The 12,442-nt window shown below is 43.2% G+C and carries 12 protein-coding genes; 10 read left to right on the top strand and 2 right to left on the bottom strand.

Annotated features, from left to right (window positions below):
- Position 1: 1 nt before the first annotated feature.
- From arsA to ACTWPM_RS01935, 7 genes are all read left to right on the top strand, one after another.
- Positions 2-1,780: an arsenical pump-driving ATPase gene (gene arsA, locus ACTWPM_RS01965; protein ID WP_443131388.1), complete on the top strand. Its 1,779-nt coding sequence runs from the start codon at positions 2-4 to the stop codon at positions 1,778-1,780.
- Between the two features lie 13 nt (positions 1,781-1,793).
- Positions 1,794-2,741 (top strand): thioredoxin-disulfide reductase, encoded by a 948-nt coding sequence (gene trxB, locus ACTWPM_RS01960; RefSeq protein WP_443131387.1) that lies wholly within the window; start codon positions 1,794-1,796, stop codon positions 2,739-2,741.
- Positions 2,742-2,763: 22 nt separating this feature from the next.
- On the top strand, positions 2,764-3,033 hold the full coding sequence (locus tag ACTWPM_RS01955) for an adhesin (protein ID WP_443131386.1): 270 nt from the start codon (positions 2,764-2,766) through the stop codon (positions 3,031-3,033).
- A gap of 149 nt (positions 3,034-3,182) precedes the next feature.
- Positions 3,183-3,503: an ArsR/SmtB family transcription factor gene (locus ACTWPM_RS01950; RefSeq protein WP_443131385.1), complete on the top strand. Its 321-nt coding sequence runs from the start codon at positions 3,183-3,185 to the stop codon at positions 3,501-3,503.
- Positions 3,504-3,555: 52 nt separating this feature from the next.
- Positions 3,556-3,726 carry a hypothetical protein gene (locus tag ACTWPM_RS01945; protein WP_443131384.1) on the top strand — a complete coding sequence of 57 codons (171 nt, stop codon included), beginning with the start codon at positions 3,556-3,558 and terminating at the stop codon, positions 3,724-3,726.
- A gap of 46 nt (positions 3,727-3,772) precedes the next feature.
- Complete coding sequence (locus ACTWPM_RS01940; RefSeq protein WP_443131383.1) at positions 3,773-4,642, top strand: permease; 870 nt, start codon at positions 3,773-3,775, stop codon at positions 4,640-4,642.
- A gap of 381 nt (positions 4,643-5,023) precedes the next feature.
- Positions 5,024-5,227 (top strand): hypothetical protein, encoded by a 204-nt coding sequence (locus ACTWPM_RS01935; protein ID WP_443131382.1) that lies wholly within the window; start codon positions 5,024-5,026, stop codon positions 5,225-5,227.
- A gap of 138 nt (positions 5,228-5,365) precedes the next feature.
- On the opposite strand, the gene ACTWPM_RS01930 is transcribed toward ACTWPM_RS01935, so the two are convergent.
- Positions 5,366-6,622 carry a hypothetical protein gene (locus tag ACTWPM_RS01930; RefSeq protein ID WP_443131381.1) on the bottom strand — a complete coding sequence of 419 codons (1,257 nt, stop codon included), beginning with the start codon at positions 6,620-6,622 and terminating at the stop codon, positions 5,366-5,368.
- A gap of 926 nt (positions 6,623-7,548) precedes the next feature.
- The gene (locus ACTWPM_RS01925; RefSeq protein WP_443131380.1) at positions 7,549-8,658 is read right to left on the bottom strand and encodes an oxidoreductase; all 1,110 of its coding nucleotides are present in this window, start codon (positions 8,656-8,658) and stop codon (positions 7,549-7,551) included.
- A 203-nt stretch (positions 8,659-8,861) separates the two neighbouring features.
- Between ACTWPM_RS01925 and ACTWPM_RS01920 the strand changes: the two genes are divergently transcribed.
- From ACTWPM_RS01920 to ACTWPM_RS01910, 3 genes are all read left to right on the top strand, one after another.
- Positions 8,862-9,542 (top strand): lysozyme family protein, encoded by a 681-nt coding sequence (locus ACTWPM_RS01920; protein ID WP_443131379.1) that lies wholly within the window; start codon positions 8,862-8,864, stop codon positions 9,540-9,542.
- A 202-nt stretch (positions 9,543-9,744) separates the two neighbouring features.
- The gene (locus tag ACTWPM_RS01915) at positions 9,745-10,698 is read left to right on the top strand and encodes an LCP family glycopolymer transferase (protein ID WP_443131378.1); all 954 of its coding nucleotides are present in this window, start codon (positions 9,745-9,747) and stop codon (positions 10,696-10,698) included.
- 452 nt (positions 10,699-11,150) lie between these two features.
- On the top strand, positions 11,151-12,437 hold the full coding sequence (locus ACTWPM_RS01910; protein ID WP_443131377.1) for an ABC transporter substrate-binding protein: 1,287 nt from the start codon (positions 11,151-11,153) through the stop codon (positions 12,435-12,437).
- Positions 12,438-12,442: the final 5 nt, after the last annotated feature.

Here is a 12,442-nt window from a genome sequence, read left to right as displayed (position 1 = left end):
TATGAATCAAAAGACATTTCATCCGCAATCGATCGTTACGTCGAAGTTTTTATTTTTCACAGGAAAAGGCGGGGTCGGTAAAACCTCTACCGCCTGTGCGACAGCGATTCACTTAGCGGATCAAGGAAAAAAAGTTCTTCTCGTCAGCACCGACCCTGCTTCCAACCTGCAGGATGTGCTGGAGGTAGAGCTGACGAATGCTGCGACCCCAGTGCCTGGTGTCGAGAACTTGTTTGCTTCCAACATTGACCCTGAACAGTCGGCGGAAATGTTTCGGGAGAAGGTTGTCGGTCCTTACCGTAATCAGTTACCTGCTTCTGCTATTAAAAGCATGGAGGAACAATTATCAGGTGCATGTACATTAGAGATGGCAGCGTTTGATGAATTTGCAGAAATTATTTCGAATGCAGAGATCAGTGATCAGTACGACCATATTCTTTTTGACACGGCTCCTACAGGGCACACGCTGCGATTGTTGCAGCTGCCAACCGCATGGAATGGGTTCCTTGAGGAAAGTACCCATGGCGCTTCATGTCTAGGCCCCCTTTCTGGGATAACTGAGAAGAAGGAATTGTATGAGCGAACGGTACAAGTCCTATCTGACCCTGACCAAACGACTTTATTATTAGTGGCAAGACCTGAAGCATCTCCACTTGCTGAAGCGAATCGGTCAGCTAAGGAGTTAAATGCGATCGGGATAGATAATCAGCTTCTGGTAGTTAACGGGATTTTGCAGTCTCCTATGACTGACGATCAGGTCTCTTTAGCTTATTACGAGCGGCAGCAAGAAGCTTTACAGCGCATTCCGGAAGATTTGAAACAGCAGGCCGTTTATTCGTTACCTCTCGTTTCTTATCCGCTTGTAGGAATTGAAAACCTTCGTCTGCTTTTCAGCTCGTTTGAAACGAGAACCCACTTAAAAGCATCCAAAACTTCAGAACACCAGCTGCCAGAACTCAGCGCAATGGTAGAGCAATTTTCCGAAAAACCTGGCAAGGTCATTTTTGCGATGGGTAAAGGCGGAGTTGGCAAAACAACCGTGGCTTCCTCGATTGCTGTTGGTCTTGCGGAGAAGGGGCATAAGGTTCATTTAACAACCACAGATCCTGCCTCCCATTTGGAATACATGTTTGCAGACAGGTTCGAAAATGAGCGGCTAAAAGTCAGTTCCATTCATCCAAAGAAAGAAGTGCAGAAATATAAAACTGAAGTATTGGAAAAAGCGAGTAAGAGCCTGGATGAGGATGCCATTCAATATTTAAAGGAAGACCTTGAATCTCCTTGTACAGAAGAAATTGCTGTGTTCCGGGCTTTCGCAGATCATGTGGCCCAATCAGAAGATGAGGTTGTCGTCATTGATACGGCCCCAACAGGACACACCTTATTGCTATTAGATTCCGCTGAAGATTATCATAAAGAACTTTCACGTTCTGCCGGGGAAGTACCTGACAGCGTAAAAGAATTGATCCCACGCCTAAGAAATCCGGAAGAGACGAGTGTAATCATCGTGACACTGGCTGAAACAACCCCTGTACTTGAATCGAAAAGATTACAGGAAGATCTGGAAAGGGCAGAGATCAGACCTAAATGGTGGGTCATTAATCAGAGTCTCTATGCTGCCGGAACGAAGGACCCTGTACTCGCCGGTCGTGCGCAAGCAGAAGGAGAATGGATCGAAGAAATTAAGCAAAACCTGGCTGCTCAAACCACGATTATCCCGTGGCTCAGTGAAGAGAAGGTTGGCTATGCGAAACTAAAAGAATTAACCACCCATGGATAGGAGGCATCATTGTATGGAAAAAGTCATTATCTTAGGAACAGGGCCGGCAGGATTAACCGCGGCTGTTTATTTGGCGAGAGCGAACATGGAACCACTGGTCATTGAAGGGCCAGAACCGGGAGGCCAGCTGACTCTCACGACAGAAGTGGAGAACTTCCCTGGATTTCCTGATGGAATTATGGGACCAGAGCTTATGGACAATATGAAAAAGCAAGCCGAACGTTTTGGAGCAACTTTTAAAAGAGGCTGGGTGACTGACGTGAATGTGGACCAGCGACCTTACAAATTGTCCGTCGATGGGATCGGCGAGCTTGAAACCCAATCCTTAATTATTTCCACGGGTGCTTCTGCCAAATTATTGGAAATTCCGGGTGAAAAGGAGAACATCGGAAAAGGTGTCAGTACTTGCGCCACTTGCGATGGATTCTTCTTCCGCGGAAAAAAAGTAGTCATAGTGGGCGGCGGAGATTCCGCTATGGAAGAAGCTACTTTCCTTACCAAATTCGCGGACGAAGTCCAGGTAGTTCACCGCCGCAATGAATTAAGAGCTTCCAAGATCATGCAGGATCGTGCGGCGAATAATGAAAAAATCACCTGGGCTCTTAACAAAACACCGGTGGAAATGGTGTCAGACGGCCTGAAGATCTCAGGACTCAAAGTAAAAGACAATGAAACGGGCAAAGAAGAAGAAATTCAGACAGATGGAATTTTTGTGGCTATTGGTCATAATCCAAACACTGAATTCTTAGAAGGAAAACTGGATATGGACGATAAAGGTTATATCTTAGTGGAGCATGGGAGCACCAATACCAATATTCCAGGAATCTATGCCTGCGGGGATGTTCAGGATCAAAAGTACCGTCAGGCGATCACCGCTGCCGGAACAGGCTGTATGGCAGCTATGGATGCAGAGCGTCACCTTGAAGGAGAAGCGATTCTTGACTGGAGTCAGAATTTATAAATTGAATGAGAGGAGGAGTACGATGAAGATTACGGACGAAGCTAAACAGGCGTTAACTACGATCTTAGGAGATAACAATGCTGAAAATATACGAATTTATGCAATGAGCGGAGGCTGCTGCGGCCCGCAGATTGGACTATCGCTGGAGGAAGCACAGACCACCGATAGCGTTCAAGAAGTTAACGGTATCTCACTGGCCATCGATCAAGAGATCAAAGATACGGTCCAGGGAGTAACTCTGGATAAAGACGGAGAACAGCTAGTAATGCTAGGGTTAAATAATTGTTGCTAAACAGACAGGCCGGCGGTCTCTATTGACTGCCGGCCTGATTTGTTAGATATTTTAATTTAAATCAACTTTTTTTGATATATTGGTTGATTTTCTCATTTGTGTAGCATACACTGGTATTAATCAAAATAAATTGATGAAGGAGGGTGAATATGAAAAAAGAAATTCCTTTGAAGGATGAATCATTAGACCAGACATTTCGGATGTATGAGAAAAAGTTTAAAGCCCTTGCCGATGAGAGGCGGCTCCATATTTTAAATGAAATCACCGATGCTGGAGAGGTTTGTGTTTGTGACTTATCTGAAAAGCTGCATGTACCTCAGTCCAAATTATCTTATCATTTGAGAATCCTCATGGACGCTCAGCTGATTACTAAAGACACGCGCGGAACCTGGAGTTATTATAAGTTAAATCATAAAGAAATGAATCATTTATTATCCGAAGAACTTTGCTGCCTGTTTAGAAGAGGGTAATTTTTTTTACTAAATATATCAAAAAAATTTGATATAAGAAGGTGGAATAGCTGTGGAATTTGAAGAGCTGCTGCAGTTGAAAAGAGAGGAAATCAAACAATCGGTCCGTCAATATCGTAACCTGGCAGGATTTCAGGAAAGCCCGATAATCAAGAGGATATCACGTCATCCATTTAAAATGTTCTCTCCAGCTAAACGAGAGGAAGTATGCTGCTGCTGTTAATTTTTAATCTGTTAATCAAGAAAAGTTGATTTAAGGAGGTTGTGAGGTGACGGAGGTACTAAATAGCTTTTTCAGTATTGCGTTAGAGTTAACGATTTTATTTATAGGGGTATCTTTTCTCATTCATCTCCTTCAGGGATTCATTCCTTATGAGAAGATGGAAGAGTTTATGAATAAAAGCCATCCCCTCGTTAGTGCCATGATCGCTGTGGGGTTTGCTTTTGTTACTCCCTTTTGTTCTTGTTCAACGATTCCGATTGTAGTGAATTTATTGAGGAACCGAGTGCGATTTTCCATGGTCATGATCTTCCTGTTTGCCTCTCCTGTACTAGACATCACGATTCTTACATTAATGATGGCCATATTAGGTTTTAAAGTGACACTTACTTATACAATCGTGACCGTAGTTTTCTCGGTATTCATCGGTTTTTCCTTACAGGCGCTTGGTTTTGAGAGTCAGTTAAAAAATGTGATGGTGGAAAATTTCTCTTATCCGCAGTCTGAACACAAGATTAACGTCAAGGCTGCCCTTAAAGAAACGTGGACACTTATGAGGACTGTTTATCCTTTCTTGATCCTGGGAGCAGGAATTGGTTCGGTTATTCATGGTGCGGTTCCAAGCGAATGGATTGCCGCTCATTTAGGAGGCGAGCATTGGTGGCTCATTCCGATTGCAGCTGTAATCGGAGTTCCCCTCTATATTCGTTTATCCACAATGATCCCTATTTCACAGATCCTAATAACGAAAGGCATGGCGCTGGGGCCGGTTATGGCTCTCATGATTGCTTCAGCAGGTGCCAGCCTGCCAGAGGTAGCGCTTCTTCACACTATATTTAAGAAAAAGCTGGTTACAGCTTTTGTAGGTTCTGTTTTAATGATGTCTACCGTATCAGGGTTCTTGTTTTATTTTATCTAAAGGAGAGTGAATCACCATGCAATGGTTGAAAAAAGTGATAGGTTCGAAAGAGAGTAAAGATTGCTGTCAGGTAAAAATTAAAGAAGTTAAGGAAAACGATCCGAGAAAAGAATCAAAGGGGGAATCGTGTTAAGAAAACAACTTCATAAGGCGAAATTTTATGGCGTTCGACTCTTTTTTAAAAACAGACCAGAAGGAAGAAATTGGTCTGTTTTTTCTGTTATGCTTATTTTAAAGCCAACCTAAAGAACAGGGCTTTAACACCACCTTTGGGACAGAAACAGACATAGGGTTACTTAGACGGTATGTGTACTTGTGAAGAGAAAAAAGCTGATTCGTGTATCTTAGATAACAATATGAGTAAGAAAAGGGGGCGACCGGGTGGTAAATCTATTAGAGAATGCATACGAAATTTCGATAGCTGTTCTGCTTTTATGTTCGCTTTTTTACGTTCGCCAGCTGAAAAAAACAAAGAAGGAAAGAGGATTATCGTCTTTCGAACGCGTGATGTATGTGGTGACACAAACGGGTATTATTGTGTGGCTGGGCAGTTTTCTTATTCTTAACTATGGAGTAAATGCCTAAATTACATTGGTCTGTACTTATGGTGAGGATTAAGACTAAGTAAAGAAATAAGTCGAGCCTGGTTTCTTAATAGAATCCAGGCCCGACTTATTGTTATAGATTAAATAGGTGGAAACAGACCGTAGTACAAGTACCTGATCAGCTGACTTTTTGTGCGTGCTTTTTCTCTTGAGCAGCTTCTTTCTTTTCTTCTGCGGCTTCTTTTTTCTCTTCTTCAGCTTCCTGCTTTTCTTCTTTAGCCTGTTTAATCTGTTTATAACGCTGGCGCTGCCGGTATCCATAAGTAGAAGATAGTACAACCTCTTCATTTTCAAGTACAGATCCCAGCGCACCAATAATGGTTGAAATGCTGGTTGCCGTCCAGGCGATAAAAAAGTAGTGACTGTACCCGACCGCGCCGGACAGTTGCGACTCCAGCATACCAATTGGAATAATCATGATGACAGCTAAGGAAAATAAGATAAATAATAGAGTGTAGTACAAACAAACCGTGATGAAAAGCGTCAGCAGCGTCGCTGTATTGTAGAACTTCCGTATAATATCCGCCCGATCCGGGTTCGGTTTTTCCCATAGGTTGTGCGCGACCACCACCCATCCGACCATAGCTAGAATCGATACCACCGAAAGCATGAACATACGCCAGACATCGTAATTGTTAGCAAGCTGCCATAGCGTAGGGAAAACGAGAGCATAGGCTCCTGTGGTAAAGGCGATTACAATGACCTTCATAAAGGCTGGAAACATTGCCCAGGGCCGGTTAGCCCTTACCATCCCGGTTATTAGACGTAAGGCTCCGCTTCCCCGGGAGTTCACCAGAAACCGAACGTCAACGTTCGCTTCCTCCTCATCGGGCGTTTCACGTCTGATGGGAGAAAGTCGTTCAAAGGCACGCTTGCCGACTAGACTTGTAGAGTTTTTATTTTTCAATTCGTGATGGTCTTCATGATCTTTGGACTGGATTCTTTCCTCTGCCTCTTCTCGTTCTTCATCCGAACTTCCATAATACATTTCGTTAACTAACTGTAAGATTGATTCTCTTACACGCTTGACCATCGGGGTTGAACCCAGGCTAGGAAGGCTGATTAAAGCGACATGTCCTTCTTCATAGCCTTCAGCAACGATTAGTCTTTCGTTATTGAATAGAGGAAGGTCAGTGATACAGACGGAAAAATCCCAATTCTCTTCCTCTTTTTTATCCATAGTCGCATTTAATACTTCTATAGAATCTTCGGTCACTCCTGTGAGGGCGTTTATTACATATTCTACATCCCAGTTAAATTCATCATCTACGTAATAGCTCAGCCATTCAGGCAGTTCTTGCTCCAGTCTTTCCCCTAATTCTTTAGGATATCCAGGAGGAGCAATTAGACCTAATTTCTTTGTTGATGCTCCCATGGTGTTCACCTCTTTTTACTATTTTCCTCACTTTTATTACCCAGAAAGTGAACTTTAAAAACGCATTTAGAATTTTCCAGGTAAATGAATCTTAAATAGTAATAAAATCTAAACAAATTGCTTTCTTAAAACCTCCTAAATACTTGTTCAAGATAAGCTCCCAATACTGGAAGACTCAGTTTCGAGATATCTAGCGAGAGAGTTAGGTCCTGCGGGGAACGACTCGGCCAGCTGCATCGCCCAGACACTCGCGTCATAAGCAGGAAATTCAACGGGACGAAAGAACGCATCCCTTTTGATTTTCCTGCTTATGCGTTTCGTGTCTATCGGGGCGATTCCGCTTTTAAACATTTTCCGTGGGCATGTGCTGAGCCTCCTCAAGCTAAAGCTTTCCGGGGTCTCACCGATCATGTTTATCCCCCAGGAGTCTCCTCGTTCCCCTCCGGACCTGGCCGAATCAGAAACTCGAAACGGCTTCATCCTTCACCCGATTGAGAAGAAATAATCACATGGGCGTATATACTTTTCCAGTTTGAAACTGTGCGGGATCGCCTGTTATATAAGCAGTCAGGCGGGATAAGGAGGATAGGATACTCTCTTTTCAGAGGGTCCGTTATTCTCCCGTGGCTGGGTTGGTGGGGAAATGGCGAGACTCCCATGGGAGAAGGAACTAGGTGAGATCCCGCAGAGAGTGAAACGAGCGAGGAAGCTCACCGTTCCCCCATAGGAAAGCGAGTTATTTCCCCACCAGCCCGCTCCTCATCTCGTAACGGACCCAAGATATCTCGAATTCGAGTCTTACACAATCCGGCCCTTTAGTTTAATAAGTCTCTTATGAAAAATCAATCACCAGTACCAGAAAAAGTAGGAAAGGGTATAAAAAAGCTGCTCTCCTTTTCGATTGGGAGAGCAGCTTTTGCCATTAATTATTTCACTAGTTCAACTTGTAATTCATGATCCTTGATGTCAGCCTGGGGCAATAGAGTCGACTCGAAACTAAATTCGTTCAAGTCCTGTCCAAGCTTAATTTTATTCGGAAGGTCTGGGTTGGCAAGCGCACTAGTACCTAACGAAATGAGATCAGCCTGGTTGCTTTCCAGTACTTTTTCAGCTTTCACAGGATCTCCTAATTTACCGTTTGCGATGACAGGAAGTCCACTGAAGTCTTTCGCTGCCTGAGCTAACGTACGGCTGTCCGTCCCAAAGGAAGGAGCGGAACCGTCCCCGTCTGTCACATGGATATAGTCGAGTGATGTCTTTCCAAGAGTCGAAAAAATGTACTCAGCTTCATCCTCTCCCTTGGCCCATTTGTGCTCTGGGTCTGACACTTTTATTTGAGACATACGAATCCCTATCATAAATTCTTCGCCCACAGCTGCGCGGACTTCTTGAATGACTTCAACGAATAAACGGAGACGATTTTCAACAGAACCCCCATATTGATCATCGCGATCGTTCAAATAATCAGTTAAGAATTGGTCGAGCAAATATCCATTAGCACCGTGAAGTTCAACACCATCGAAGCCGGCGCTGCTTGCTCGGCGTGCGCTTTGTACGAAGGATTCTTTCACGTGTTTGATATCTTCTTCCGTCATTTTCTTTGGAGTCTGGAAGGGACCAGAACCGCCGTAAAACCCTAACTGTTCTCCTTTTGGTGCGATTTCAGAAGGGGCGAGCGTCTCCTCAGTATAGGTGTTGCCCTGGCTTTGTCCTCCTGCGTGCATCAGCTGTGCGATTAGGTGAGCGCCTTCTTGATGTACCGTCTCAACCACAGGTTCCCAGGTTTTCATCTGTTCATCATTCGCAAGACCTGGCTGGTTGTAATAGCCCTGGCTGTAGCTTTCATCCGTATAAATACCTTCTGTGATAATCGTGCCGAATCCGCCTTTAGCGAATCTTTCATAATAACGTCTCATCTTTTCATTCGCATGACCATTATCGAAAGCGCTGATCCGCGTCATAGGTGCCACGACGAAGCGGTTGTTTAAAGACAAGTTTTTAAGATGTAGACCTGAAAATAGGTTTTCAAATTGCATGATTCCACTCCCTTTCCTGATAATCTACTTCCCCATACTAAAGTGAACATATCTCAACTTCAAGGTATTTGCACCTTCACTGAATTCTGACATGAACATAAAGGGATTTCTATGAAGGCCGTGACAATGAAGAGGGGCTTTGGCTGTAAAATGGATAATTTTTCATTTTTAGGGTAATAGATTTATAGGAGGCGTTTTATAATATGAAACGACAAACCTTTATCATTATATTTGCCTGTTCCAGTTTCCTTCTGATTTTCTCCCTGCTTCTTTTTACATCACGTTCAGATGATCAAATGTCCACGAAGAAGTATACCACCGAAACTTCTGAAAATGCCTTAGAAGAACCAGAGGAAGACATAATAAAGATCAGTTATGATGGCGAGCAATTTCCAATTGCAGAAACTCCTGAGGTTTCCGAAAGTGTCCAGCAGTACGAAGAACAAATTGAGAAACACGCCGTATCGTATGAAGTAGAAGATTACTCTAATCTGATCATGGCTCTGATGATGCAAGAGTCGGAAGGAAAAGGAGAAGATCCGATGCAGGCTTCAGAATCCTTATGTGGCGAGGTCGGCTGTATTGACGAACCTTCCCAATCAATCAAACAGGGTGTGTACTATTTTTCGGAGGTGCTAAAACAGGCCAATGATGATGTGAAACTTGCTTTGCAATCCTATAATTTCGGCAATGGATTTATCGCTTATGTAAAAGAAAATGGAGGAACTTATACGAAAAAGCTGGCCATTCGCTATTCTCAGAAGATGTTCAATAACTTGAAAGAATCCGGCAATTACGCTTGCCGCACACCGGAAGAAGCGGAATTGAACGCGTGTTACGGAGATTTCAATTATGTTGGAGAAATTCTCAAGTACTTTGAGTGATCAGTACAAACCCCATTCATATACAGGCGAGCGTCTACTGGCCTGTATATGAATGGGGTTTATTGTGTGAACCATTCACTTATCAATAATCACTGCTTTTATCGCTCCTTTTGTATTATCTTAAATTATCTTGTAGAATGAGAGGTTGATAGATATAATGGAAATAGTGTGAAATTTAGATAGAATCTGGAGTGAAGAATAAATGTCTCGTTCTTCTAAGTTAAAAATGAAAAAGGGGAAATGGTGGAAAATTCCGCTCCTTTTACTGGCATTCCTATTAATTGGCGGAGGCGTGTACGCCTATACCATCTATAGTGGTGCGAAAAATACAGTTGATAAAAAAATGCAGGAACAAGTAACAGCTATTGATACCGAAGTAACCACAAAGAAAATGAAAGAAAAAGAACCGTTAAATATCCTCCTGATGGGAGTGGATGAGAGAAGTGGTGACCGCGGTCGTTCGGATGCCCTGATGGTGTTATCAGTCGATCCCGAGAACAACCGGAGCCAGCTCATCAGTATCCCTCGTGATACAAGGACCGAAATGATCGGCGATGATCCGCAGGCCGGCAGCATGGATAAGATTAACCATGCCTACGCGTTTGGCGGTACCGATATGGCTGTGAATACCGTAGAGAACTTCCTGGATTTCGAACTGGATTATTACGTGAAAATGAACATGGAAGGGTTATCCGAAATGGTCGATGCGGTTGGCGGGATAACTGTGGACAATGAATTAAGCTGGACAGATACCGGCTATTATAAAAAAGGATATGAGTACGAAAAGGGCAATATTGAGATGAATGGCAAACAGACGATGGGTTACGTTCGCATGAGATATCAGGACCCTAATGGTGATTTTGGACGGAACGAACGTCAGCGTAAAGTCATCCAGGGGATCATCGATAAAGGTGCAAGTGTTGGCTCCGTAAACAAAATCGGTGATATCATGGATGTTCTCGGAGATAACGTGACGACGAATATGGACTTCAGTACGATGCAGAATATGCTGATGAATTATCGGAGTGCCCGCGAGACCATGACGACTTACCAGATGACAGGAAGCGGTACGAAAATCGATGGCATTTACTATCTTCAGGTTCCGGACGAAGAGGTAGAGAATGTGCAGGAAATGGTTAAAGAATATAGTTCTTAAGTGAAAAACAGTCTCTGCGGAGGCTGTTTTTTTATGGGCTGTGGTGAATTAGAAGCAAAGTTTTTCCCCCTGTACGTTTGTATAGAAGAGACACGACGTTTCAATCGAGGATAAAGCACTTACCACTCTTGCCGCCAGCACAGGTCCAATCATTTGAAAAATATTCAGAATGATGGAACAGAATATGTTCTTTAACACCCTTTTCTGCAGCATTCATATCGAAAGCGGTTTCTTTTTTGTAAAAAACCCTTGAAAACGGATACATTTCGTCTTATAATCAAATTAAGTTCAAAGAAGAGCTCTTTTTTTTACACTAAACAGAAACCGGTTTCGAAACGATTTTATTAAGGTTTTCTCTTTTTTTAAGAAAAACAGAAACCGGTTTCGATAAACAGTGTAAAGAGAGTAGAACTCTTTAGGTATTCATTAATTACTATTAAGGGGGAAACGCAGTGAAGTTTAAGAAGAGTTTGTTAGTGGGTCTGCTTCTCAGTTTTAGTTTAGTATTGTTTGCTTGCAGTAACGAAGGGTCAACCTCCGGGGGAGATAACGGAGACGGAGAAAATATTGAATTAGATTTTTGGGTGTTTGGTGCTACCAACTATGAAAGCCTGGCTAAAAAATACGAGGAAGAAAATCCGAACGTCACTATTAAAATTCGTAAGTCTGAACTGGGAGATCACCACAATAGTTTATTCACAGCGATCTCGTCTGGGACAGGTGCTCCGGATTTAACTATGATTGAAGTGGATCAGCTCGACCGCTTCCGTGAAGCGCAGGAGCGTTTTACAAATTTGTATGACCTGGGCGCAGGCGATATCCAGGATAAATACTTAGATTGGAAATGGAAAGTAGCGGAAGACGAATCAGGAGACTTCCTGTTTGGACTTCCAACAGATATTGGACCGAAAGCGATGTATTATCACACAGGGGTATTTGAAAATGCAGGTCTTCCAACAGATCCTGCAGAGGTAAAAGAGCAAATTTCCAGTCCGGAAGCTTTTAAAGAGGCGGCAGCAACAGTTAAGGAATCTACCGGTAAACCGATGGTCGATAGTATGGAAATGGCTTTCCGTGCCAACATGGATGCTCTAGAAGTAAGCTACTTCAATCGTGAAGGCGAGCTGCTTATCGAAAACCCAGATAACAAAGTAAAAGATGCTTATGATTTTGCGGTTCAATTAAATGAACAGGGATATGTAGGATCTTATGAAATGTGGACGCCGGAATGGGCCACGGCTTTAAATAAAGGTGAATTCGCTGTAGAAATGGCGCCAGCCTGGCTTAAGGGTTACATGACAGAAAATGCACCAGAAGCAGAAGGTGAATGGCGCGTAACGACGCTTCCAGACCAGTTTGCTGGAAACTGGGGCGGATCGTACATCTCTATTCCAAAAGAAACGGAGCATGCTGAAGAGGTATATGCGTTTGCGAAGTGGTTAGTAAATCCAGAAAATCAGCTACAATCGTTTGTAGAGAGCGGTCTATTCCCATCCACTCCAGCAACGTATGAAATGGAAGAGTTCACCCAGAATTCGGACGAGTACTTTGGCGGACAAAATACAGCAGAAGTATTTGCGGAAGCGGCTCAAGAAGTAACCGCTACTTATAAAGGACCGAACTATGTAACGGTGAACAACGAAATTTTGACAGCTCTTCAAAACGTAAGTGAAGGTGCGAATCCCGAAGAAGAATGGAACGCTGCTGTGACTCGGATCAAGGACATTATGAAACGATAATTTTT

Source organism: Halobacillus sp. K22, assembly GCF_052246795.1.
GTDB lineage: Bacteria > Bacillota > Bacilli > Bacillales > Halobacillaceae > Halobacillus.
The sequence above is the reverse complement of the archived record's forward strand: the minus strand, read 5'-3'. Positions and strand labels throughout refer to the sequence as shown.